The 22,086-nt window shown below is 65.7% G+C and carries 23 protein-coding genes; 9 read left to right on the forward strand and 14 right to left on the reverse strand.

The genetic code is table 11. From position 1 onward, the window contains the following. Positions 1-49: 49 nt before the first annotated feature. The 10 genes from ACI48I_RS11290 to fliE are packed head-to-tail and all read right to left on the reverse strand — an operon-like array spanning position 50 to position 8,819. On the reverse strand, positions 50-1,219 hold the full coding sequence (locus ACI48I_RS11290) for a flagellar hook-length control protein FliK (RefSeq protein WP_498574218.1): 1,170 nt from the start codon (positions 1,217-1,219) through the stop codon (positions 50-52). After that, entirely contained in the window at positions 1,216-1,533 is a 318-nt protein-coding gene (locus tag ACI48I_RS11295) for a hypothetical protein (protein ID WP_498574219.1), read from the reverse strand. The genes ACI48I_RS11290 and ACI48I_RS11295 overlap by 4 nt, the downstream gene beginning before the upstream one ends. After that, positions 1,526-1,915: a flagellar export chaperone FliS gene (fliS, locus tag ACI48I_RS11300; protein WP_193686813.1), complete on the reverse strand. Its 390-nt coding sequence runs from the start codon at positions 1,913-1,915 to the stop codon at positions 1,526-1,528. The genes ACI48I_RS11295 and fliS overlap by 8 nt, the downstream gene beginning before the upstream one ends. A 10-nt stretch (positions 1,916-1,925) precedes the next feature. Beyond that, positions 1,926-3,272 carry a flagellar filament capping protein FliD gene (gene fliD, locus ACI48I_RS11305; RefSeq protein WP_193686812.1) on the reverse strand — a complete coding sequence of 449 codons (1,347 nt, stop codon included), beginning with the start codon at positions 3,270-3,272 and terminating at the stop codon, positions 1,926-1,928. A gap of 21 nt (positions 3,273-3,293) precedes the next feature. Next, complete coding sequence (gene fliJ / locus ACI48I_RS11310) at positions 3,294-3,743, reverse strand: flagellar export protein FliJ (RefSeq protein ID WP_193686811.1); 450 nt, start codon at positions 3,741-3,743, stop codon at positions 3,294-3,296. After that, positions 3,740-5,056 (reverse strand): flagellar protein export ATPase FliI, encoded by a 1,317-nt coding sequence (gene fliI / locus ACI48I_RS11315; protein ID WP_193686810.1) that lies wholly within the window; start codon positions 5,054-5,056, stop codon positions 3,740-3,742. The genes fliJ and fliI overlap by 4 nt, the downstream gene beginning before the upstream one ends. Further along, the gene (gene fliH / locus ACI48I_RS11320; protein ID WP_193686809.1) at positions 5,053-5,739 is read right to left on the reverse strand and encodes a flagellar assembly protein FliH; all 687 of its coding nucleotides are present in this window, start codon (positions 5,737-5,739) and stop codon (positions 5,053-5,055) included. The genes fliI and fliH overlap by 4 nt, the downstream gene beginning before the upstream one ends. Beyond that, entirely contained in the window at positions 5,736-6,755 is a 1,020-nt protein-coding gene (locus ACI48I_RS11325) for a flagellar motor switch protein FliG (RefSeq protein WP_193686808.1), read from the reverse strand. The genes fliH and ACI48I_RS11325 overlap by 4 nt, the downstream gene beginning before the upstream one ends. Continuing rightward, a complete protein-coding gene (gene fliF, locus ACI48I_RS11330) occupies positions 6,736-8,454 on the reverse strand; it encodes a flagellar basal-body MS-ring/collar protein FliF (RefSeq protein WP_193686807.1) in 1,719 nt (572 codons plus the stop codon). The genes ACI48I_RS11325 and fliF overlap by 20 nt, the downstream gene beginning before the upstream one ends. Before the next feature lie 29 nt (positions 8,455-8,483). Then, entirely contained in the window at positions 8,484-8,819 is a 336-nt protein-coding gene (gene fliE / locus ACI48I_RS11335; protein ID WP_498574220.1) for a flagellar hook-basal body complex protein FliE, read from the reverse strand. A gap of 386 nt (positions 8,820-9,205) precedes the next feature. Here fliE and ACI48I_RS11340 point away from each other — a divergent pair, with 386 nt between their 5' ends. Genes ACI48I_RS11340 through ACI48I_RS11370 form a run of 7 tightly spaced genes read left to right on the forward strand, consistent with a single transcriptional unit; the run spans position 9,206 to position 15,437 of the window. Further along, positions 9,206-10,036 carry a FliM/FliN family flagellar motor switch protein gene (locus ACI48I_RS11340; RefSeq protein WP_498574221.1) on the forward strand — a complete coding sequence of 277 codons (831 nt, stop codon included), beginning with the start codon at positions 9,206-9,208 and terminating at the stop codon, positions 10,034-10,036. Beyond that, positions 10,037-10,375, forward strand: coding sequence for a FliM/FliN family flagellar motor switch protein (locus tag ACI48I_RS11345; protein WP_193686804.1), 339 nt, complete (start codon positions 10,037-10,039; stop codon positions 10,373-10,375). It begins immediately after the preceding gene. Then, positions 10,372-11,160, forward strand: coding sequence for a flagellar type III secretion system pore protein FliP (gene fliP / locus ACI48I_RS11350; RefSeq protein ID WP_498574222.1), 789 nt, complete (start codon positions 10,372-10,374; stop codon positions 11,158-11,160). The genes ACI48I_RS11345 and fliP overlap by 4 nt, the downstream gene beginning before the upstream one ends. Before the next feature lie 14 nt (positions 11,161-11,174). After that, positions 11,175-11,444, forward strand: a complete 270-nt coding sequence (gene fliQ / locus ACI48I_RS11355; RefSeq protein ID WP_498574223.1) for a flagellar biosynthesis protein FliQ — start codon at positions 11,175-11,177, stop codon at positions 11,442-11,444. Beyond that, complete coding sequence (gene fliR / locus ACI48I_RS11360; protein WP_193686802.1) at positions 11,445-12,221, forward strand: flagellar biosynthetic protein FliR; 777 nt, start codon at positions 11,445-11,447, stop codon at positions 12,219-12,221. Continuing rightward, the gene (gene flhB / locus ACI48I_RS11365; RefSeq protein WP_498574224.1) at positions 12,214-13,347 is read left to right on the forward strand and encodes a flagellar type III secretion system protein FlhB; all 1,134 of its coding nucleotides are present in this window, start codon (positions 12,214-12,216) and stop codon (positions 13,345-13,347) included. Before fliR ends, flhB begins: the two co-directional genes overlap by 8 nt. After that, a complete protein-coding gene (locus ACI48I_RS11370; RefSeq protein ID WP_498574225.1) occupies positions 13,344-15,437 on the forward strand; it encodes a flagellar biosynthesis protein FlhA in 2,094 nt (697 codons plus the stop codon). The genes flhB and ACI48I_RS11370 overlap by 4 nt, the downstream gene beginning before the upstream one ends. Before the next feature lie 158 nt (positions 15,438-15,595). Here the strand turns inward: ACI48I_RS11370 and ACI48I_RS11375 are convergent, their stop codons facing one another. From ACI48I_RS11375 to ACI48I_RS11390, 4 genes are all read right to left on the reverse strand, one after another. Beyond that, positions 15,596-16,429, reverse strand: coding sequence for a hypothetical protein (locus ACI48I_RS11375; protein WP_498574226.1), 834 nt, complete (start codon positions 16,427-16,429; stop codon positions 15,596-15,598). A gap of 80 nt (positions 16,430-16,509) precedes the next feature. Next, positions 16,510-17,367 (reverse strand): flagellin N-terminal helical domain-containing protein, encoded by an 858-nt coding sequence (locus ACI48I_RS11380; RefSeq protein WP_498574227.1) that lies wholly within the window; start codon positions 17,365-17,367, stop codon positions 16,510-16,512. Between the two features lie 202 nt (positions 17,368-17,569). After that, positions 17,570-18,427, reverse strand: coding sequence for a flagellin N-terminal helical domain-containing protein (locus tag ACI48I_RS11385; RefSeq protein WP_193686797.1), 858 nt, complete (start codon positions 18,425-18,427; stop codon positions 17,570-17,572). Positions 18,428-18,628: 201 nt separating this feature from the next. After that, positions 18,629-19,486 (reverse strand): flagellin N-terminal helical domain-containing protein, encoded by an 858-nt coding sequence (locus ACI48I_RS11390; protein ID WP_193686796.1) that lies wholly within the window; start codon positions 19,484-19,486, stop codon positions 18,629-18,631. Positions 19,487-19,744: 258 nt separating this feature from the next. Here ACI48I_RS11390 and ACI48I_RS11395 point away from each other — a divergent pair, with 258 nt between their 5' ends. Then, positions 19,745-20,677 (forward strand): NAD-dependent epimerase/dehydratase family protein, encoded by a 933-nt coding sequence (locus tag ACI48I_RS11395; protein ID WP_498574228.1) that lies wholly within the window; start codon positions 19,745-19,747, stop codon positions 20,675-20,677. Between the two features lie 99 nt (positions 20,678-20,776). Continuing rightward, positions 20,777-21,763, forward strand: a complete 987-nt coding sequence (dusA, locus tag ACI48I_RS11400) for a tRNA dihydrouridine(20/20a) synthase DusA (RefSeq protein ID WP_498574229.1) — start codon at positions 20,777-20,779, stop codon at positions 21,761-21,763. Positions 21,764-22,086 lie beyond the last annotated feature (323 nt).

Raw genomic sequence — 22,086 nt, forward strand, 5'->3', positions numbered from 1 at the left:
TTGCTGTTCATTGTTCGTTCAGTTAGTTAGCTACGGCCGAATGTCCGGATCAACCGCGCCCGTTCAAGGAGAACGGGGAATTGCCGGTATTCGCTTCTGCGAGGGCTTCGCCCGGGGTTTGCTCCTGCTGGCGGCCGTCCTGCTGGCGCCCGCGGCCTTCGCCGCCGGCGAACATCGGCGCCGAACTCGCACCACGCGGCGCCTGGGCGATGTTGACCGCGACGTCGGTGAACTGGCGCTGGGCCAGGTCGTTGCGCAAGCCTTCGCTGACGCTTTGCAGCTGGCGCAGCACTTCGCCGTTGGTCGCCGAAATATGCACTTCCAGCGAACCGGCGCTGTGACGGATCGCGATCTCGACGCGGCCCAGCATCGGCGGCTCGAGGCGGATCACGGCCTGCTCGGCGTTCTTGCCGACCTGCAGGTGCAGGCGCTCGCCGAGCGCTTCCTGCAGGGTCTGGCGCCAGGCGGTCGGTGGACCCGACAGCGTGACCGTATCGGACGTGCGCTGCGCGGCGCCAGGCGCCGGTGCGGCCACGCCGAAGCTGTTCGCTGCGCCCCGCTCGACGGCCGGTGCGGCCTGGTCCCGCGATGCGTCGCCGTTCGCTGCCCGCGTGTCGGCGGCCAGCGTGACCGGTGCCGCTTTCGGTGCGCTGGCCGGTGCCGCCTCGACGGCGGCCTGGGTCAGCGGCAGCGCAGGCGCGGCGGCGATGGTGGACTGCGCGGCCGGTTCGGCGCGCCCCGTCCTGGCCGATGCGCCCGGGAGCGAAATGTCGGTATCGGCGGCTGGTTCGGATTCTTTAGCAGCCGGTACGCCCGGCAGCGCGGCGACGACCGCCGCCAGCGTGGCTTGCGCGACCGGCAGCAGCGGCATCGCCATCGCCATCGCGCCCAGCAGGAGCGTGTCGGCGGCTTGCTGTTCGTCGGCCGCGGGCTCGGCGTCGGCTTCGGCGACCGCGCCGTCCGGTGTGGCGGGGGCCGCGTCGGCGGCCGGCGCGGCCAGCTGGTCGAGCCCAAGCCATTGGGCAAAGCCGAGCGCCGGCTGGGCCGGGATCGGCTGGCCGACGTCGAGTGCCGCGGCTTGAGCAGGCGCCGCGCCTGCAGTATCGGACGCGACGGGCGCGGCGGGCGACGCGGCATCGTTCGCCGCCGCGGGAGCTGCGCCTTTTGCCAATGAGGCGGATGCGGCCGGCTGGTTCAGGTTGGTCAGGGTCACATTCATTCTTGGTGTCCGGCTAATTCGGTTTCGCTGGTGAGCGCATACGCGATCCAGCCATCCTTGTTGTTACGCATGTCGGCAAGGCGCGCGCCGAGGGTGTCGAGCGCCACGCCGCAGGCAGCGGCGGCGCCGTCGTGGGCCGCGCGCAGCTGCGCCAGCGCGGCCAGTTCGGCCGGGCTCCACGAAGCGCGCGCGCCGAGGCTGGACAACTGCGCCGGAAGGGCGCGGGCGAGGGCGTCCAGGCGTTCCCAGTCGCGCGCGGCGCCGGCGTCGTGGAAGGCGGCGGCCAGCTTGCCGATCGCAGCACTTTTAGGCATTGCGTTCCTGCACGCCTTGCCAGCCCTGGCGGATCGTGGTCAGCACGCCGACCACTTCGTCGACCATCGCCGGATCCATCTTGATGCCCGCGCCCTGCAGGCGCGAGGAACAGAAGTCGTACAGGTTGGCGAGGTTGGCGACGACTTCGCCGCCCTGCTCGAAGTCGAGCGAGCTGGCCAGGCCGTTGATGATTTCGCAGCATTTGTCGATGCCGGCCGCTTTCTGCTCGTAACGCTTGCCGACGATGTGGCCGCGCACGCGCGCCAGTTCGTCGAGCAGGCCGTCGGTCAGCAGTAAAACAAGCTCGACCGGAGTCGCGCGCGAGGTCTGCGCATCGAGATTGACCGCATGATAATTACCGTAAGCTTCTTGATAGGACATGGCTATGAGTTTACTCTTTGGCGCTGCTGAACAAAGCGTCGAACAGCGAGGTGTTATAGGACATGCTGCTTTGAACGGACTGCAGCTGCGTGAACTGCGCCAGGTAGCGCTTGTAGGCGCTGTCGTACTGGCGGTCGAGCGAGGTTTGACGATCCGTCAAGCTCGCCTGCAGCTTGGTGACGGCCTCCTTGCGGCTGCTGATCTGGCCGTTGCTGCTGGTCCAGGTCTTCAGGTAGGTGTCGAGCTTGCCGGCGATGCCGGTCGACGTGGCGCCGCTGCTGCCGATCAGGGTATCGAGTCCGGTGGGGTTGGCCGCCAGCGCCTTGGTCAGCTTGGCGTTGTCGACGGAAAGCGTGCCTTCGCGGGTGGCGATGATGCCGAACACGGCCAGGCTGGTCCCACCGCTGCCGCGCACCAGGCTGACGAGCCGGTCGCGCAGGGCGCGTACGCCGCTGTCGCCGGCAAAGGCCCCGGCCGCGCCGCCGCTGACGGTGTCGCCCGGGCTCACCATGCCGTCGATCGCCGTCTTCAGCTTGTTGTAGGCGTCGACGAAGGCCTGGACGTTGGAGGTCGTTTTCGACGCGTCGGCGGCGACGGTGAGCATGACCGGCGTGCTGCCGGGGGCCTGCGCTTTCGTCAGCGTCATGCTGACGCCGTCGATCACGTTGAAGGTGTTGCCGGGCTGGGTAATGGCAGTGCCGCTGCTCGAGCCGATGTGCACGATCGCGTCCTGTGCCGCCGACAGCAGGGTCGGCGCGGCGCCCACTTTCGTCTTCAGTGCGGTGTCGGCGGTGGCGCTGGTGCTGACGCTGATGGTATTCGCCGCGCCGGTGGCGGTGGAGCTCAGCACGAGTTCGGAGGTGGCGCCGGTGGTGACGACCGAGGCTGACAGGCTGGTGTTGCCGGTGGCGCCATTGATCGCCGCCGCCAGGTCGCGCGTGGTCCAGGTCGCCTTGGTGCTGAGGTCGATCGTGAACGAGCCGCTGCCGACGCCCAGCGTGATCGAGCCCGTGCCGGCAAAGTCGGTCATGCCGCTGTACGACAGCTTGTGCGCGGTGGCGACCTGCTCGACGAAGAACGAATAGGTGCCGGCCGCGGCCGTCGGCGTCGCGGTGGCGCTGGCAACGCTCGTGTCGCTGAAGAGGGCGCTGTTGGCCGACAGGCTCTTGCCCACGCCGGTCAGGGCCGAGAGGCTGGTCTGGAAACCGGACAGCGCCGAGCTCAGCGACGTCAATGCCTTCTGGACGGCGGTGGCGGTTCCGGTCTGGCGCGTCAGGATCTGCTGGGTGCCGGCGGTAAAGCTTTGCGCCAGTGCCTGGGCCGTCGTTGTCGGGTCATAGGTGCCGATAGTTGCCATGAGTTTTCCTTGTGAGGGGCGTTACGCCCGGCCTGCCAGCCACGACTGGGTGGCGATATCGTCTTCGCGCTTGCGGGCGGCACGATCCTGCTCGCGCGCCAGCGCGTCCTGCTGTTGCTCGAGCACCTTGCCGAGCAGTTCGCGGCGCGTCCAGGCTTGCGCCAGGTTGCGCTGCGAGACCGCCATGTTCGCCTCATGCAGCTGGAGGTCGGTGCGGTGGGTGTCGGCCATGGCGAACACGGCTTGCTTGTACTGTCCGCAGTTCAGGGCCAGCGCCGGCGCCAGGCGGCCCGCGGGGGGATTGCCTGACGCGCCGCTGCCTTCGGCCAGCGCCTGCAGCCGTTCCAGGTTGGCCTGGTAGCGCGCGCGCGTCGCCTGCTGTCGCGCGAGTTCCGTCTGCAGCTTGTCGACCTCGAGGCTGCGCAGGTCGACCAGCGTGCCCAGGCTCTGAATCTGGTCGCGCCGGGTCATGCCATCATCCCTTGCAGCTGGGTGACGCAAGTGTCGAGCGGCGCGCCTTCGCGCGTGCCCTGGCACAGGAAGGCGTCGATGTGCGGCTGCAGGCGCACGGCGCGGTCGGTTTCCGGATCGGCGCCCGGCGTGTAGGCGCCCAGCGGAATCAGGTCGCGCACGCGCGCATGCTTTGCCATCGCGGCCTTGAGTTTGCGCGCCGCGTTCGAATGCTCGGGCGTCACCACTTGCGCCATGCAGCGGCTGATCGACTGGGCGACGTCGATCGCCGGATAGTGTCCGCGCTCGGCCAGTTCGCGCGTGAGCACGATGTGGCCATCCAGGATCGCGCGCGCGGTGTCGACCACCGGGTCCTGCTGGTCGTCGCCTTCGGCCAGCACGGTATAGATGGCGCTCATGCTGCCGTTCGGGTTTTCGCCGTTGCCGGCCGATTCGACCAATTGCGGCAGGTTCGAGAACACCGACGGCGGATAGCCGCGCGTGGCCGGCGGTTCGCCCAGCGACAGCGCCACTTCGCGCAGCGCCATCGCATAGCGGGTCAGGGAGTCGACCAGCAACAGCACGTTCTGGCCGCGGTCGCGGAAATGGGCCGCGACCGAATGGCACAATTCGGTGGCCATGACGCGCATCATCGGCGATTCGTCGGCCGGCGCCACGACCAGCACGGCACGTTTCAGGCCTTCGGGGCCAAGCGATTTCTCGACGAATTCGCGCACCTCGCGGTTACGCTCGCCGATCAGGCCGACCACGATCACGTCGGCCACGGTCTGGCGCGTGATCAGGCCAAGCAGCACCGATTTGCCGACGCCGGAACCGGCCATCAGGCCGACACGCTGGCCTTTACCGAGGGTCAGCATCGAATTGATCGCACGCACACCGACGTCGAGCGGTTCGTCCACCGGCGTCTTGCGCAGCGGGTTGACCTTCGGCGGGGTGAAATTCAGGGGCTGGTCGCCGCCGAGGCGGCCCAGGCCATCGATCTCTTCGCCGAGGCCATTGACCATGCGGCCAAGCCAGGACGGGCCGATCATCAGGCTCGCTGCGGACTTCTCCGGTAGCACGCGCGCGCCCGTTGCCAGGCCGTTCGACTTCTTGAACGGCATCAGGTAGGAGACCTTGTCGCGGAAACCCACGACTTGGGCATCGAGCCAGCCGCCGTCATTGAGTTCGACGCGGCAACGCTGGCCCGTGTGCAGCTTGCAGCCGACGGACTCCAGCAGCAGGCCTTGCGCGCCGACCAGGCGGCCGGTCGGCGTCGCGACTGGAACCGCGCCGATGTCGAGCGAACGCAGGGAGGCGAGGAGATCGCTCATGCCTGTTCTTCTTCCGTGCCGGCGACAGCGTCGCGCACCTGGTCCATGCAGGCGGCGAGGCGGCCCTGGCAGCCGGCATCGACTTCGTGGTCGCCCGCCTTGACGCGGATCTCGCCCGGCGCCAGGGAAGGGTCGGCCAGCAGGCTCCACTTCTTCACGCGCTTCGGATCGAGTTCGCTGACGCGCTTGAGTTCTTCCGGATTCATCAGCACTTCGACGGTGTCGCGCGCCGGCGGCATCGCGGCCAGGGCCTCGTCGACCAGGGCCAGCAGCTGGGTCGGCTGCAGGGCCAGCTCGGCGCGGATGACCTGGCGCGCGATCTTGCCGACCAGGTCGACGACTTCCTTGCGCTGGGCGGCCTTGAAATCGCTTTTCAGTTTTTTCAGGGCTTTCAGGGCATTGTCGACCGGCTTGCCGATCTGCTCCAGGTGGGCCAGCGCCTGGGCGCGGCCTTCTTCCAGGCCGCGCTCGAGTCCTTCTTCCTGGCCGCGGGCAAAGCCTTCGGCGCGCGCGGCTTCGTAGCCGGCGTCGAAGCCGTCCTGCTGGCCCTGGCGGTAGCCGGCGGCCAGCGCGCTGTCCCAGTCCTCCTGCGAGGGCGCACCCTCACCGGCGGCAGGCAGGGTACCGTTCGCGGCGCGCACCTGGTGCAGGGGCGGGAAGTGATAAGGCCGGAACTGCTTCATTCCGCAGTAGCCTCGGCGAACAGCTGCACGTCGATTTCGCCGGCGTCGGCCAGCGCCTTCACGGCAACCATGATGTCCTTGCGCGTCTGCTCGATGCGCGACATCGGCACCGGACCCGAACGGCGCATCAGGTCCTCGAAACTCTGCGCCTGGCGCTTCGGCATCGCGGAGAGGATGGCGTCGCGCAGGGCCGGCTCGGCGCCCTTCAGTGCGATCGCCCACTGCTCGAGCGGGATGTCGTCGAGCAGGCGCGTGATGACCTGTTCGGTCTGGCGCGACAGGATGAAGAAGTCGTACATCGACATCTCGATCTGCGACACGACGTCCGGATCGTGGGCGCGCAGCAGTTCGACCATGCCGGCGCGGTTGTTCGGCAAGCGGTTCAGGATCTCGGCCACCTGGCGCACGCCTTCGACGCTCGCACTTTGCGTGTCGAGCGCGGACAGGCAGCGCGTGACCAGGTCTTCGAGTTCCTTCAGCAGGTCGCGGTCGATCTCGTCCAGGCGCGCCAGGTTCAGCAGCACCAGGTCGCGGCTGGCTTCCGGCAGGCCTTCGATGATCTGGCCGGCCAGCGCCGGGGACAGGAAGGCGAGGAACACGGCCTGCATCTGCACGTGCTCGTGCGAGATGAATTCGGCCAGCCACTTCGGCGAGGCGTACTGCAATCGCGCCATCATCGGGCGGATCGCATCGCCGTAGATCGTGTTCAGGACACTGTTGGCGATGTCGCTGCCCAAAGCCAGGTCGAGCGAGCGCTTCAGATAGGTACGCGAGGCGCCGTGCAGGCCGCTCTGTTCGCGGTAGTCGTCGAAGAAATTCTGGACCGCGTACTTGACCGAGTCGACCTTGATGCCGCTCATGCGCGACATCACCTGGGTCAGTTCGATCAGTTCGTCGCGCTCGAGGCAGCGCAGCACGGCGGCGGCCGGCTCCTCACCGATCGACAGCAGGACGATCGCAGCTTGCTCGACCGGGGTCAGGACGACGCCCTCGTCGTTATTGTTCAGTTCGGCCATGTTTTTTCTGCACCCATTGTTTGACGACTTCGGCAACGCGCTCCGGCTCTTTACCGGCCAGCACCTTGAGGTGATCGACCATCACATCCACGGCGGAACCCGCAGGCGGCAGATCATAGTTTTCCAGCAGCGGCACGACCGCGGCCGCGCCGCTCGGCGATGCGCCCACGGCCGCGGCGTTGGCCAGGGCAGGGGCCGCAGCGGCCGTCGCATTCGGCAGCGCGGCGGCCGGGCCGGCACCGGCCGCACCCGGGGCCGGCAGGGCCGGCGCCATGCGCGCCGTCACCGTGCGCAGCATCGGACGCGCCAGCAGCAGATAGCCGAGCAGGGCACCGACGATCCAGAGGCCGTAGCCGGTGGCGTCGACGATGGTGTCGCGCTCCTGCCACCACGGCTCGACCGGAGCGGCTTTCGGGAAGCTCAGGGCCGACACGGCGAGAACGTCGCCGCGCGCCGTGTCGATACCGAGGCCGCCGCGCAGCATCTTCTCGATGTTCGCCAGTTCGGCCGGGGTGTAGCCGGTCTTCGCGTTGGCCGCGCTGGCGTTGTTCAGCACCACCGCCACCGACAGCTTGCGCAGGCGGCCGCGCGAACGCTTGATCTGGGTGATCGCGCGGTCGTAGGCGTACTGGCGGGTGGTCGCGTTCTTGCGCGAGTTGGCGTTGTCGTTGCCCTTGTCGGCGGCAGGTGCGCCATCCGCGCCCGGTGCGGCAGGGGTGGCCGGATCGGCAGCGACCGGAGGACGGTTCGACAGGGTGCCCGGCACGCCCATCGCGAGGCGGCTCTTTTCCAGCTCTTCGCGCATCGCTTCGCTGGTGACCTTTGGGGCTTCGCCGTATTTTTCCTGGGTCTCTTCGATCTTGTCGTTGTCGATGTCGGCGGTGACGCTGACCTTGTAGTTGTTCGCGCCCAGTACGGGACCGAGCAGCTCGTTCACGTTGGCGCGCACTTCGTTCGACACGCGCAGCGCGGCGGCGTCGCCCTGGGAGGCGCCATCGAAGCCTTCGGCCAGGTCGACGCGCGAGGACAGGAAGTTACCGGCCTGGTCGACCAGCGACACGCGCGCCGGGGACAGGCTGGCGACGCTGCCCGAGACCATGTTGACGATGGCGGCAATCTGCTCGTTGCCGAGGGTGCGGCCAGGCTTGGTCGCGATCACGACCGAGGCCGAGCTCTGGTCCGAGGCGCCGGCGACAAACGAATTGGTCTTGGCGATCGCCAGGTGCACGCGCGCCGACGCGATCGCGTCCAGCGTCAGGATGCTTTGCGCCAGTTCGCCTTCCAGGCCGCGCCGGAAGCGCACGTCCTGCACGAACTGCGACACGCCCAGCGGATCGTTCTTGTCCATCAGTTCCAGGCCCGCCGGCAGCTGGGCGGTGACGCCCTTCGCCGCGAGCAGCATGCGGACCTTGCCCAGATCGCCGGACGGCACCATTACCTGGCCGCTGTCCGGATGGATGCGGTAGGGGATGTGCTCGGCTTCGAGCACGGTCATCATGTCGCTGGCCGCGACCTTTTCGCGGGCGCCGAAGACCGGCTTGTAGTTGGCCTGGTCCTGCCACATGAACATCATGACGGCGGCGGTAATGACCACCGCCAGCACGAGCAGCGGCGTCAGGTTGTTGCGCAGCGCCGGCGGCAGGCCGGGCAGGGCGCCGAACCTGGCGCCGCCAAAGGCATTCTTGAGTTTCGAAATCACGTTAAGGTTTTCCGTTTATTCCAACTAAGTCAGACCGGCAGCTTGATCAGTTCGTCGACCGCGCCCATGACCTTGTTACGTACCTGCATCAGCATCGAGAAGGAGAGGCTGGCTTCCTGGCTGGCCAGCATGGCGCCGACCAGGTCGTCGCTCTTGCCGCTGTCGACGTCCGCCATCTTGACGGCCGCTGCCTGGTCCTGGGCATCGACGCCCTGGATCGCATTCTTCATCGTCTGGGCAAAAGAGAAGTCGGTTTGACCACTGGGCGTTGCCAGTTCGACAGATGGTGCAATCGCCAGGCGTTGCGCTTCGTTTGTCAGTGCGGCAAGGTCGGCTTTGATCTGACCGGCTATTTCAATTCCCATTTGTTAAATCCTATGCGTTCAATGTTGCGTGTGGGTGACAGGCTGAGTAGCTTTTCTGCGACATTCGACGATTAAAATCTGCGACCTTTACGCCAAATGTTAAATATTGCGCATGTTAAACTTACATAGAAACATGATCCAAACCGCTGTAAAGTTCACGTTTTCCCTCGTAAGGCCGCTCTGTGCCGCAGGAAGGCGCGCAATTGAAGATACGATCTTACCGTAGGGCAACGGGGAATTCAAAGAGGAATATCAAGTGATCCGAAACATCTAAGCAGGTATAATTGTTGCCTTAGGGAATGAAATAAAAACACTTCCTGCCAATTATTCTAAATACGACATTTATGCCGTTTAACAATTCAACTGTTCAAGAGCGTCCCCATCAAGTGCTCGATCCGACCCTGCTGGGCCGGCCCGTGCATTTGCTGCCGTCGTTTGCGGGCGCCTTCGCCGAGGATATGACGGCGATGCTGTCCGCACCCGGCTGGCGCCGCTACTGGAGCAGCTTCGAACTGGCGCAGGTCGCCTTCGAACGCGCACCGGAGGGCGGCGCCCTGCGCTGGCTGTCGATGAGCGGACCGCATGGCGTGGCCGCCGTCGCTTTCGAGCGCGCCCTGCTGGTGGGCCTGCTGGAAGCGCGCTACAGCGCCAAGGGCCCGGCCAGGCCGCTGAGCGATCCGGCCGGCGAGCGCGTCACCGCCACCGAAGAGCGCCTTGCCGTCACGCTGACGCAGCAATTGTTCGAAGTGCTGGCGATGCGCGTACGGGTGGCCGCCAGCGCCGCCGGCGTCGAGGTCGAACGGCGCGCGGCGGCATCGACTCCCACCGCTGCAACGCCGGCTGCGGCACCCGGCAAGAACGCCTGGGTATTGGCCGTCACCCTGCGCGAACCGCAGGGCGGCAGTACCGCGCGCTGCTTCATGGCGCCGGATGCGCGCATGATGGGCCTGATCCTGCAGGCCCTGCAGCCGGAGCGCCCGCAACGCGCGCAGCGCACCGGTGAATCGATCGGCACCAGCCTGAAGGTCAAGCTGGACGGACGCCTGATCAGCCATGAAATCACGCTGGAGGCGCTGTTCGGCCTGAAGGTAGGCGACGTGATTCCGGTTTCCGTCGGCCGCGCCGACGTCCTGCTCGACGAAGCGCGCCTGTTCACGGCGGCTGTCGCCGAGCACAAGGGCAAGCTGTGTTTAACCTCTTTTGAAGACGCTGAATAAATGGACATGAACCTCAACGATCAACTGGATGTCGACGTGCTGCTGGACGAAAACGTGGAAGTCGGCGCACCCGCGCGCAATCCTCGCCTGCCGCAGATGATGCGCCGCATCCCGGTCACGCTGACGCTGGAAGTGGGCTCGGCCCGCATCTCGCTGCAGGACCTGATGGACCTCGGTCCGTCGAGCGTGCTGCCGCTCGACGCGGTGGCCGGCGAACCGCTGGTCATCAAGGTCAACGGCGCTCCGATCGGGCGCGCTGAAGTCGTGGTGTCGGGTGAACAGTACGGCCTGAAGGTGATCGATCTCGACGGCCTGAACCTGGACCTGATCACGGCATGATGAGGGTAAGTAGCACCGCTACGCGCCGTGTCGGGGACACCGCGCTACGCGCTGCGACAGCGTTGACGCTGGCGGGCGCCGCTCTTCTGTTGTTTGCTTCCGCTGCCAACGCCCAGGACCTGATGGCGGGCGTCATCCCTGGCGCCAAGACCGGGATGAGCGTCAAGTCGCAGATCCTGGTGCTGATGACGCTGCTCGGGCTGCTGCCCGTGCTGGTCATGATGACGACCAGCTTCACCCGCTTCGTGATCGTGCTCTCGCTGCTGCGCCAGGCCCTCGGCCTGCAGCAAGGCTTGCCGAGCCGGGTCGTGACCGGCATCGCGCTGATCCTCACGCTGCTGGTGATGCGCCCGATCGGCGTGCAGGTCTGGAACGAAGCCTTCCTGCCCTATGACCAGAACAAGATTGGCCTGGAGCAGGCCCTGAAAACGGCCGAAGTCCCGCTGTCGCGCTTCATGCTGGCCCAGACCAGCAAGAGCGCGCTGGCCCAGGTTGCGCACCTGGCCGGCGAAGCGCCTGCGATGAAGCCCGAGGAGCGTGCCTTCACCGTCAAGCTGGCCGCCTTCGTGCTGTCCGAACTGAAGACCGCGTTCCAGATCGGCGCCATGCTCTTCATTCCCTTCCTGATCATCGACCTGGTGGTGTCCTCGGTGCTGATGGCGATGGGCATGATGATGCTGTCGCCGCTCGTCATTTCGCTGCCGTTCAAGCTGCTGCTGTTCGTGCTGGTCGACGGCTGGACCCTGACCGTCAACACGCTCGTGGGCAGTATCCACGGTTATTAGCCCGGAGCCTTCAAATGAATCCTGATGTTGCGGTCGACCTGGTCGCCGAAGCGCTGCGCGTGGTGATGCTGCTGGTGCTGGTTCTGGTGGTGCCGGGCCTGCTCATGGGCCTGGTCGTCGCCCTGGTGCAGGCGGCCACCCAGATCAACGAACAAACCCTCAGCTTCCTGCCGCGCCTCCTGGTGACGCTGGCGGCGCTGATCCTGGCCGGTCACTGGATGACCGGCTACCTGATGGACTATTGCGTGTCGGTGTTCCAGCGCGCGGCCACATTAGCAAGCTAGATGGATTTCGTCAGCTACCTGCTGCCGTTGATCGGCGCCCTGTGGTGGCCGTTCTGCCGCATCATGGCGCTGTTATCGAGCGCGCCGGCGATCGGCGACGGCATGGTGCCGATTCCCGTGCGCGCGCTGCTGTCGCTGGTGATCGCCTTCCTGATGCTGCCGCTGACGAAAAACATGGCCATGCCCGATCCGTTTTCGCTGGCCGGCGTGGTCGCCATGTTCGAACAGGCGGTGATCGGCGGCGTGATGGGTTTCGCGCTGCAGTTCGCCACCTCGGCCATCTCGATGCTCGGCTTTCTCGCCTCGAGCCAGATCGGCTTTTCGATGGCGCAGATGAACGACCCGGTCAACGGCCAGCAGTCGGATGTGATCTCGAGCCTGCTGGCGCTGGTCGCGATCTTCGTCTTCTTCGCGATCGACGGGCACCTCGTGCTGACGACGGTGCTGGGCCAGAGCTTCCACGCCTGGCCGGTGGGGCAGGGGCTCGGGTCGATCGTGCTGCAGACGGTGGCGCTGAACGTGGGCTGGGTGTTCGCCGCGGCCATGCTGCTGGCGCTCCCGATCGTGTTTTCGACGATGGTGGTGCAGATCGGCTTCGGCTTCCTGAACCGCGTGGCGCCCTCTCTGAATCTGTTTTCGCTGGGCTTTTCGCTGGTGACCATCTTCGGCCTGATGATGCTGGTGCAGCTGGTGCGCTTCATTCCCGAACACTATATCCAGGTGACGAATGCGGTGCTCGAAATGCTGCAGCAACAGATGAGGGCCGCCCGTGGCTGATACCGGCGACAAGACCGAAAAGGCCTCAGCGCAAAAGCTGAGGAAAGCGCGCCAGGAAGGGCAGGTGGTCCGCTCGCGCGATCTGGCCACCGCAATCGGTATCCTGGTGAGCCTGAAGGTGTTCTCGATGATGCTGCCGACCTACCTGGAATCGTTCAGGTCGATCTTCAGGCTCGTCTTCGTTCCGCTCGGAGAGACGGGGGCGATGGAAAACGCGATGTCGGTGGTCTTCATGGCCGCCGCCACGCTGTTCGTCAAGATGGTGCTGCCGCTGGCGGTGGTGCCGGCGGCGATCGTCGTCGGCGGCCTGGTGCCGGGCGGGTGGGTGATGTCGGGGCAGAACCTGATGCCGAAGGCCGAGCGCCTCAGTCCGATGAAAAACCTGGGCAACCTGCTCAGCCAGAAGCACCTGGTCGGCTTTGCGGTCGCGGTGGGCAAGGCGGTCGTGCTGGGCTTCGTGCTGGTGCACGTGACGCGCTCCGGCATCTCGGGCTATATCGACCTGCAACGCCTGCCCCTGGGCGACGCCATCGTGCACGGCGGGACGATGATGTTCGACGCCCTGTTCGCGCTGGTCGCCGTATTCGTGATCTTCGCCGTGCTCGATGTGCCGATCCAGGCCTTCCAGTTTGCGAAGAACCAGCGGATGAGCAAGCAGGACCAGAAGGAAGAACACAAGACCAGCGAGGGCCGCCCTGAAGTGAAGCAGCGCGTGCGCCAGTTGCAGCGCCAGCTGGCCCAGCGCAGCGTGAACAAGACCGTGCCGACAGCCGACGTCGTGATCGTCAATCCCGAGCACTATGCGGTGGCCCTGAAATACGATACGAACCGCGCCGAGGCGCCGTTCGTGGTGGCCAAGGGTGTCGACGAGATGGCGCTCTACATCAAGGGCGTCGCCGCGAAACACAAGATCGAGACCGTGTCGCTGCCGCCGCTGGCGCGCGCGATCTACAACACCAGCCAGGTGCAGCAACAGATTCCGGCCCAGCTTTACCAGGCCGTGTCGCAGGTGCTGAACTATGTGCTGCAATTGAATGCTTTCCGTGATGGCCGGCGCCAGGCGCCCCCACGGTTCCCCAATGACGTGGCCGTGCCACACCATTTGAGCGAGGTATCCGCTTCATGAATTCCCTGAACGCCTTTATCGCCGAACTGCGGCGCCAGAAGTTTGCCGCCCCGGTCTTCCTCCTGATGCTGCTGGGGATGATCATGCTGCCGCTGCCGCCGGTGCTGCTCGACGTCCTGTTCACCTTCAACATCGTGCTGGCCCTGATCGTGATCCTGGTCGCGGTCTCTGCCCGCCGGCCGCTCGACTTCTCGGTCTTCCCGACGGTCATTCTCGGCACCACGCTGATGCGCCTGGCCCTGAACGTGGCCTCCACGCGCGTGGTCCTGCTGCATGGCCACGAAGGCACGCACGCGGCCGGTAACGTCATCGAATCCTTCGGCAACGTCGTCATCGGCGGCAATTTCGTGGTCGGCCTGGTGGTGTTCATCATCCTGATGATCATTAACTTCGTGGTCGTGACCAAGGGTTCGGAACGTATCTCCGAAGTGTCGGCGCGCTTCACCCTCGACGCGCTGCCCGGCAAACAGATGGCGATCGACGCCGACCTGAACGCGGGACTGATCAATCAGGAAAAAGCGCAGCTGCGCCGCAAGGAAGTCGCCGCCGAAGCCGACTTCTACGGCGCGATGGACGGCGCTTCCAAATTCGTGCGCGGCGATGCCGTCGCCTCGATCCTGATCCTGATCATCAACCTGATCGGCGGTATCGCAATCGGTTCGCTGATGTACGACCTGCCGCTCGGCGAAGCCTTCCGCGTGTATGCGCTGCTCACCATCGGCGACGGCCTGGTCGCGCAGATCCCCGCGCTGCTGCTGTCGGCCGCCGCGGCCATCCTGGTGACGCGCATCGGCGAAGCAGGGGACCTCGATAAACAGGTCGGCAGCCAGCTGCTGGCCCAGCCGACGACCCTGTTCGCCGCCTCCGGCGTGATGGTGATCCTGGCCCTGGTGCCGGGCATGCCGAAGCTGGTCTTCTTCGTCTTCGCCGCCGCCCTGGGCTACGCCGGCTGGCGCCTGCATACCCGCGTGCAGCCGGCGGACAATGTCGGCGTGGCCGCGATCGAAGCGGCCCTGCGCGACGACCGCGCGCCGGAACTCGACTGGGAACAGCTGCCGGTGGTGCAGCCGATTTCGGTGGCGGTCGGTTATAAACTCGTGAACATGGTCGACAAGGCGCAGGGCGAGCAGCTCACCAAGCGCATCAAGGGCATCCGCCAGAGCCTGTCCGAGTCGATGGGCGTGCTGTTGCCCGCCATCGGCGTGCGCGACGATCTCGCATTGCGGCCCTCGCAGTATTCGGTCAGCCTGTCGGGCGTGGTCGTGGCCGAGGGCGAGGTCCATCCCGAACACCTGATGGCGATCCCGTCGCCCAACGTCTACGGCGAACTCGATGGCATCCCGGGCCTGGAACCGGCCTTCGGAATGGCCGTCACCTGGATCACGCCCGACCAGAAGGGCCATGCGCTGGGCCTCGGTTACCAGGTGGTCGAGGTGCCGAGCGTGATCGCGACCCACTGCTCGAAAGTGATCCGCGACCACCTGCACGAACTGTTCCGCCACGACGACGTGCCGGCGCTGATGGAACGCCTGACTGCGCTCTCGCCGAAGCTCTCGAGCGCATTGGAAAAGGCGCTGAACCACACCCAGCTGCTGCGCGTGTTCCGCGTGTTATTGGCGGAAGGCGTGTCGCTGAAGGACATCGTCGTCATCGGCACCACGCTGCTGGACTCTTCGGAGACCACCAAGGATCCGATCCTGCTGGCGGCCGAAGTGCGCTGCGCGCTGCGGCGCCAGATCGTCTCCGGCCTGTTTGGCAAGAAGAAGGACATGCCGGCCTTTAACCTGTCGGCCGAGTTGGAAAACATGCTGCTCGGTTCCCTGAACCAGGCGCGCCAGAGCGGGGGCGGGAAGGTCGCGCTGGACAACTACCCGATCGATCCGCAACTGCTGTCGCAACTGCAGATCAACATGCCGGTCGCGCGCGAGCAGATGAAGGGGCAGCACACGCCGCCGCTACTGCTGGTGCTGCCGCAGGTGCGGCCGCTGCTGGCGCGTTATGCCAAGCTGTTTGCGCCGGGGCTGAATGTGCTGTCGTATAACGAGATTCCCGAGAACCGGGAAGTGTCGATCGTGGGGACGGTGGGGTAATTCGCGGCCGTGCACACGGTGTAAAACGCGTGGGCACAGGTGCCCACCCTACGATGCACGACGGTAGCAGGTGTTTTTCACCATTGGCGCTTGTGTAACGTAGGGTGGGCACCCGTGCCCACGCGTTCGTACCCATGCAAACCACTACGGCCAGCCAATCACCCCTGCGCCGGCAACATCAAGGCCAACTCCGCCACCGCCCGGAACACCGGCAAGGTCAACACCTCCGCCGCATCCTCCGCCGCCAGCAGCGCGTGCGCCGCCCCGGCCGGCACGATGCCGGTCCTGAAATGCCACCTCACCACGACCAGTCCCGCGCGTTCCACCGCCGCGTCGAGGGCCGGCTGCAGGGCGCGCAGGCGCGCCAGCGCCGCGGCATCGGGCGCCGCCATCTCGATGGCGACGCCGCCCGGCACCGGCTCGACCTGCACCGCGACATGGGTGCCATCGGCCAGCTCGAGTTCGAGTCGCAGCGCCGCGCGCGGCTGGCGCCGGCGTCCGCCGCTGCCGTCGGCTCCCTTGCGCAAGACCTGCAAATGCTGGGCCTGGGCGCTGCCCGCGTGCACCGTGAAGCGCCAGGCATCGGCCGGCAGCAGCTGGCCGTCGAGTGCGCGCCCCGGCGTACGTCCTTCCTGGCCCGCGAGCAGCGAGGCAGGCGCCAGCGCGCCGCCGCGGGTGCGCAGGTCGCGTTCGAGCAGCGTCGCCCCGTAATTGCCGACCATCGTGCGCCAGTTGCCGGCCAGCGTGCGGCCATCGCTGGGCCCGAAGCTCATCTGGCGCGACATGAACACCTGGTCCGGACGCATCGCGGCGCCGTCTCCCGGCCCGGTGTCCGCAGCGGCAGGGGCGAGGGGAAGCGGCTGCGATTGGGGCAGCGGCAGTTCGGCCTCTGCGGCGGCAAAGGCGACCGCCGCGACCGGGGAGACCGCACCGACCTGCAACTGCGGCATGGTCGGGGGGAGAAGGGGAGCCGAGAGCGAAAGAGGATTCATGGCGCGATCCAAAAAAAAGCCAGCCGGAGTGCGGCTGGCCCATGTTACGCCCGGCTGGGTTCAGCCGGAGCTAGCCGTGATTACTGCAGGAGCGACATGACCATCGACGACATCTGGTTGGTCTGCTTCAGCATGGCGGTGCCGGCTTGCATCAGCATCTGCTTGGCGGTCATGTTCGACGATTCGGTGGCGAAGTCGGTGTCCATGATGCGGCCGGTTGCGGCCTTGCTGTTGGTGCTGACGTTGGCCAGGTTGTTGTACACGTGTTCCAGGCGGTTGGCGGCAGCGCCCAGGCCCGAACGCACCTTGCCGACCGACGCCAGTGCGGTGTCGAGGTTGCCGATGGCGGTGGTGGCGCCAGCCGAGGTCTTGATCTCGGCGCCGGCTGCACCCGCAGCGTACGAAGCCGTCGCGGCGCCGACGTCGGTGGCGATCTGGCCCACGTCGGTGCCCAGGTTGACGGTCATGGTCTCGGTCGAGCTCGCGCCGATCTGGAATTTCATGGCGCCGGCGATGGTGCCGCCGATCAGCAGCTTGGCGCCGCCGAAGGTGGTGTTCTTCAGCACGTTGCCCAGTTCGGTGCCCAGTGCATCGTATTCCAGCTGCATCGCATCCTTGTCGGCCTGGGTCGACGACTGGTCGGCGGCCTGGGTTGCCAGGTCCTTCATGCGGACCAGCATGTTGCTCACTTCGTCCAGCGCGCCTTCGGCGGTCTGCAGCATCGAAGTCGAATTCTGGGTGTTGCGCATTGCAACGGCCATGCCGCTGGTCTGTGCTTTCAGGCGGGTAGCGATCTGCAGGCCGGCAGCGTCGTCCATTGCCGAGTTGATGCGGTAGCCGGTCGACAGGCGGGTCATCGAGGTCGACAGGCTGGTCTGGGTGCGCGAGATCGAGTTCTGGGCGGAAAGGCCGGCGGCGTTGGTGTGAAGGCTCAGCATGGTGTTATTCCTGGTTGGGTTAGACGTTTGGCGCTAGGTTTTCCGCGCTCTCAAAGATACAAGACGACTACGCGCCGGGTTTCATTAAGTGCTGTGTGGAAATTATTTTCAGCTGGTTTCGAAGGGCCAAAAAAAAGCCAACCGTACGGCGGTTGGCTTCGGATAGTCCCGCAGCCCCGGAAGGCCGCAGTGACAAATTCGATTACTGCAGGAGCGACATGACCATCGACGACATCTGGTTGGTCTGCTTCAGCATGGCGGTGCCGGCTTGCATCAGCATCTGTTTGGCGGTCATGTTCGACGATTCGGTGGCGAAGTCGGTGTCCATGATGCGGCCGGTCGCGGCCTTGCTGTTGGTGCTGACGTTGGCCAGGTTGTTGTACACGTGTTCCAGGCGGTTGGCTGCAGCGCCCAGGCCCGAACGGACCTTGCCGACCGATGCCAGTGCGGTGTCGAGGCTGCCGATGGCGGTAGTGGCGCCGGCGGAGGTCGAGATTTCGGTACCGGCTGCACCCGCAGCGTACGAAGCCGTCGCGGCGCCGACGTCGGTGGCGATCTGGCCCACGTCGGTGCCCAGGTTGACGGTCATGGTTTCGGTCGAGCTCGCGCCGATCTGGAATTTCATGGCGCCGGCGATGGTGCCGCCGATCAGCAGCTTGGCGCCGCCGAAGGTGGTGTTCTTCAGCACGTTGCCCAGTTCGGTGCCCAGTGCATCGTATTCCAGCTGCATGGCGTCCTTGTCGGCCTGGGTCGACGACTGGTCGGCGGCCTGGGTTGCCAGGTCCTTCATGCGGACCAGCATGTTGCTCACTTCGTCCAGCGCGCCTTCGGCGGTCTGCAGCATCGAAGTCGAATTCTGGGTGTTACGCATTGCAACGGCCATGCCGCTGGTCTGTGCTTTCAGGCGGGTGGCGATCTGCAGGCCGGCAGCGTCGTCCATTGCCGAGTTGATGCGGTAACCGGTCGACAGGCGGGTCATCGAGGTCGACAGGCTGGTCTGGGTGCGCGAGATCGAGTTCTGGGCGGAAAGGCCGGCGGCGTTGGTGTGAAGGCTCAGCATGGTGTTATTCCTCGTTGGTTGGGTCGTTTGGAGCAAGGTTCTGCGCGCTCTCAACGATACAAGACGACCGCCCGCGTCGATTCATTAAATGCCGTACGGAAATTATTTTCAGGTTTATTCGAAGGGAAAAAAAAAGCCAACCGCGCGGCGGTTGGCTTCGGGTAGTCCTGCAGCCCCGAAAGGCCGCGGTGACAAATTCGATTACTGCAGGAGCGACATGACCATCGACGACATCTGGTTGGTCTGCTTCAGCATGGCGGTGCCGGCTTGCATCAGCATCTGCTTGGCGGTCATGTTCGACGATTCGGTGGCGAAGTCGGTGTCCATGATGCGGCCGGTTGCGGCCTTGCTGTTGGTGCTGACGTTGGCCAGGTTGTTGTACACGTGTTCCAGGCGGTTGGCGGCAGCGCCCAGGCCCGAACGCACCTTGCCGACCGATGCCAGCGCGGTGTCGAGCTTGGCGATCGAGGCGGTGGCGGCAGCGCCGCTGGCGATTTCGGTGCCGGTGGCGGCGCCGCCGTAGTTGGCGGTGGCCAGTCCGACGTTGGTGTCGGCCGCAGTCACGTCACCCGACAGGTCGACCGCCATCGTTTCGGTCGAGCTCGCGCCGATCTGGAATTTCATGGCGCTGGCAACGGTACCGCCGACCAGCAGCTTGGCGCCGCCGAAGGTGGTGTTCTTCATCACGTTGCCCAGTTCCAGGCCGAGTGCGTCGAATTCCAGCTGCATGGCGTCCTTGTCGGCCTGGGTCGACGACTGGTCGGCGGCCTGGGTTGCCAGGTCTTTCATGCGGACCAGCATGTTGCTCACTTCGTCGAGCGCGCCTTCGGCGGTCTGCAGCATCGAAGTCGAATTCTGGGTGTTACGCATTGCAACGGCCATGCCGCTGGTCTGTGCTTTCAGGCGGGTGGCGATCTGCAGGCCGGCAGCGTCGTCCATTGCCGAGTTGATGCGGTAACCGGTCGACAGGCGGGTCATCGAGGTCGACAGGCTGGTCTGGGTGCGCGAGATCGAGTTTTGGGCGGAAAGGCCGGCGGCGTTGGTGTGAAGGCTCAGCATGGTGAACTCCTGGTATTGGGTGAATCGGTTGAATGGTGCGCCTCTTCGCGCTCTCACAAGTACAAGACGACCGCTTTCAGCAGTTCATTAAGTGCCGTGTGGAAATATTTTAGGTGGGAGCGCTCGGCGCGCCTCATGCTGCCCGAGCGTATAATCTTGCTATCACACATGAGGGTCACGAGGAAGACAGATGGAACAGGCAGCAGCCCATGCCAGCCCGGTTTGCGGCGTTACCGCAGGTCTTGACGATGTCGTTGGTTGCCGAACCTGTTCGTCCAGAGCACCAACGTGAACGAAGCGCCAGCTCGCCGCGCCCTGGTCACCGGGGCCAGCGGCTACGTCGGGTCCCATCTCGCGCGCAGGCTCCTGGCCGCGGGCTGGAAGGTGCACGTCCTGCTGCGCGCCGGTTCCAGCTTTCCGACACCGGCGCCGGCCCTGACCGTGCACCGTTTCGACGGCGGTACCGAGGACCTGGTCCGGATCGTGCAGCAGGCCGCGCCGGATGTCGTCTTTCACCTGGCGGCCGTTTTCGTCGCCGAGCACCGGCCCCAAGACGTCGCGCCGCTGGTGCAGGCGAACCTGCTGTTCGCCACCCAGCTGGCCGAGGCGATGCGGGTCGCCGGCGTGCGCAAGCTGGTCAATACCGGCACCGCCTGGCAGCACTACGGCGACCGCGACTACGATCCGGTCAATCTGTACGCCGCCACCAAGCAGGCCTTCGAAGCGATCCTGGCGTATTACGTCAACGCCCACGCATTCCGGGTCGCGACGCTGGTGCTGTTCGACACCTACGGTCCGGGCGACCTCCGCCCCAAGCTGATGACCGCGCTGTGGCGCGCGGCGCGCAGCGGCGAACGGCTGGCCATGTCCAGCGGCCGCCAGCTGCTCGACCTGGTGTATGTCGACGACGTCGTCGATGCCTATATCGCGGCGGCGGATGCCTTGCGCACGGCCGCGCCGGGACAGCTGCACTACCGGGTATCGTCCGGCGCGCCGCTGCGCCTGACGGAGCTGGTGGCCGCCTTTCAGGCCGCGACCGGCCTGCCGATCGCCGCCGACTGGGGTGCGCGCCCCGACCGACCGCGCGAGATGCTGCTTCCCTGGACGGGAGGCGCGCCGCCGCCGGGCTGGCAGCCACGGATCGCCCTGGCCGACGGCATCCGCCGCAGCGCACCGCCGGCTGACGCATAAACAGGCCCCGCTTGAGGGGGAGGGCGATTCTTCTGTAAAATGCCCGGCTTGCCTGCGCCTTCCCCGATCGCGCGAGGCGCCAGCAAAGGATTGTTCCGCATGACCTACCGCCCCCGCACCCTCAGCGTTGCCCCCATGATGGACTGGACCGACCGCCATTGCCGCGTCTTCCACCGCCAGATCACGCGCCATACCTGGCTGTATACAGAGATGGTGACCACCGGCGCCCTGGTCTACGGCGACGTCGAGCGCCACCTGCGTTTTGACGAGATCGAGCATCCGGTCGCGCTGCAGCTGGGCGGCAGTGAGCCGCTTGACCTCGCGAAGAGCGCGAAGCTGGGCCAGGAGTGGGGCTATGACGAGATCAACCTCAATTGCGGCTGCCCATCCGAGCGCGTGCAGCGCGGCGCCTTCGGTGCCTGCCTGATGAACGAGCCCCAGCTGGTGGCAGACTGCGTCAAGGCGATGCGCGATGCGGTGTCGATCGACGTCACGGTGAAGCACCGGATCGGCATCGACAAGGACGAGGAATACGGTTTCGTGCGTGATTTCGTCGGTACGATCGCCGATGCCGGCTGCCGCACCTTCATCGTCCACGCGAGAAATGCCATCCTGAAGGGCCTGTCGCCGAAGGAGAACCGCGAGATTCCGCCGCTGCGCTACGAAGTGGCATATGAACTCAAGCGCGAGTTTCCGGAGTTGGAAATCATCATCAACGGCGGCATCAAGACGGATGACGAAATCGCGCTGCACTTGCAGCACGTGGACGGCGTCATGCTCGGCCGCGAGGCCTACCACAACCCGTATTCGATGGCGAACTGGGACGCCCGCTTCTACGGCGACGCCGCCGCGCCGAAGACGCGCGCCGAGGTGCTGGCGGCAATGGTGCCGTATATCGCCGCCCAGCTCGCGCAATATGGCGGGCACGGCCTCAAGCTCAACAGCATCACGCGCCACATGCTCGGTTTGACGGCCGGCCTGCCGGGCGCACGTGCTTTCCGCCAGATGTTGTCGGACCCGAAGAAGCTGGCCACGGCCAACCCCGGCCTGCTGCTGGAAGCGGCAGCCCAGATCCGCAGCCTGTAAGGCCATCGCCTTACCGGCAGGGGGCTGCCAGACGGCCGCCTGCTTCGCCTTCCTGTTTGCTCCCAGCGCTCGCAGGCGCTTCGTTCTCCCAATCCCACCTCTTGTAGTTCAGTTATTGTCGAGGCAATCATGTCGATTACCCTATGTCACCAGCTATGGTGCGTACGACAAGAATATGCGTGCTGTTTTGCTTGCATGTAGGAAATTTACTACACGGAAATATGAATTTGTGTAGACAGGTGAAGGCCGCGCTTGCTCTAGGGCAAGGTCCGCTCCATAATTTCGAACACGGAATTGAGGATTTGCAACAAAACGTTCTGCGC

Source organism: Massilia sp. LXY-5, assembly GCF_059801075.1.

Bases quoted from the DNA above. Each gene is read 5' to 3' on its own strand.
- ACI48I_RS11290 (WP_498574218.1), bottom strand. From the start codon at position 1,219: ATGAATGTGACCCTGACCAACCTGAACCAGCCGGCCGCATCCGCCTCA.
- ACI48I_RS11295 (WP_498574219.1), bottom strand. From the start codon at position 1,533: ATGCCTAAAAGTGCTGCGATCGGCAAGCTGGCCGCCGCCTTCCACGAC.
- fliS (WP_193686813.1), bottom strand. From the start codon at position 1,915: ATGTCCTATCAAGAAGCTTACGGTAATTATCATGCGGTCAATCTCGAT.
- fliD (WP_193686812.1), bottom strand. From the start codon at position 3,272: ATGGCAACTATCGGCACCTATGACCCGACAACGACGGCCCAGGCACTG.
- fliJ (WP_193686811.1), bottom strand. From the start codon at position 3,743: ATGACCCGGCGCGACCAGATTCAGAGCCTGGGCACGCTGGTCGACCTG.
- fliI (WP_193686810.1), bottom strand. From the start codon at position 5,056: ATGAGCGATCTCCTCGCCTCCCTGCGTTCGCTCGACATCGGCGCGGTT.
- fliH (WP_193686809.1), bottom strand. From the start codon at position 5,739: ATGAAGCAGTTCCGGCCTTATCACTTCCCGCCCCTGCACCAGGTGCGC.
- ACI48I_RS11325 (WP_193686808.1), bottom strand. From the start codon at position 6,755: ATGGCCGAACTGAACAATAACGACGAGGGCGTCGTCCTGACCCCGGTC.
- fliE (WP_498574220.1), bottom strand. From the start codon at position 8,819: ATGGGAATTGAAATAGCCGGTCAGATCAAAGCCGACCTTGCCGCACTG.
- ACI48I_RS11345 (WP_193686804.1), top strand. From the start codon at position 10,037: ATGGACATGAACCTCAACGATCAACTGGATGTCGACGTGCTGCTGGAC.
- fliP (WP_498574222.1), top strand. From the start codon at position 10,372: ATGATGAGGGTAAGTAGCACCGCTACGCGCCGTGTCGGGGACACCGCG.
- fliQ (WP_498574223.1), top strand. From the start codon at position 11,175: ATGAATCCTGATGTTGCGGTCGACCTGGTCGCCGAAGCGCTGCGCGTG.
- fliR (WP_193686802.1), top strand. From the start codon at position 11,445: ATGGATTTCGTCAGCTACCTGCTGCCGTTGATCGGCGCCCTGTGGTGG.
- ACI48I_RS11370 (WP_498574225.1), top strand. From the start codon at position 13,344: ATGAATTCCCTGAACGCCTTTATCGCCGAACTGCGGCGCCAGAAGTTT.
- ACI48I_RS11375 (WP_498574226.1), bottom strand. From the start codon at position 16,429: ATGAATCCTCTTTCGCTCTCGGCTCCCCTTCTCCCCCCGACCATGCCG.
- ACI48I_RS11380 (WP_498574227.1), bottom strand. From the start codon at position 17,367: ATGCTGAGCCTTCACACCAACGCCGCCGGCCTTTCCGCCCAGAACTCG.
- ACI48I_RS11385 (WP_193686797.1), bottom strand. From the start codon at position 18,427: ATGCTGAGCCTTCACACCAACGCCGCCGGCCTTTCCGCCCAGAACTCG.
- ACI48I_RS11390 (WP_193686796.1), bottom strand. From the start codon at position 19,486: ATGCTGAGCCTTCACACCAACGCCGCCGGCCTTTCCGCCCAAAACTCG.
- dusA (WP_498574229.1), top strand. From the start codon at position 20,777: ATGACCTACCGCCCCCGCACCCTCAGCGTTGCCCCCATGATGGACTGG.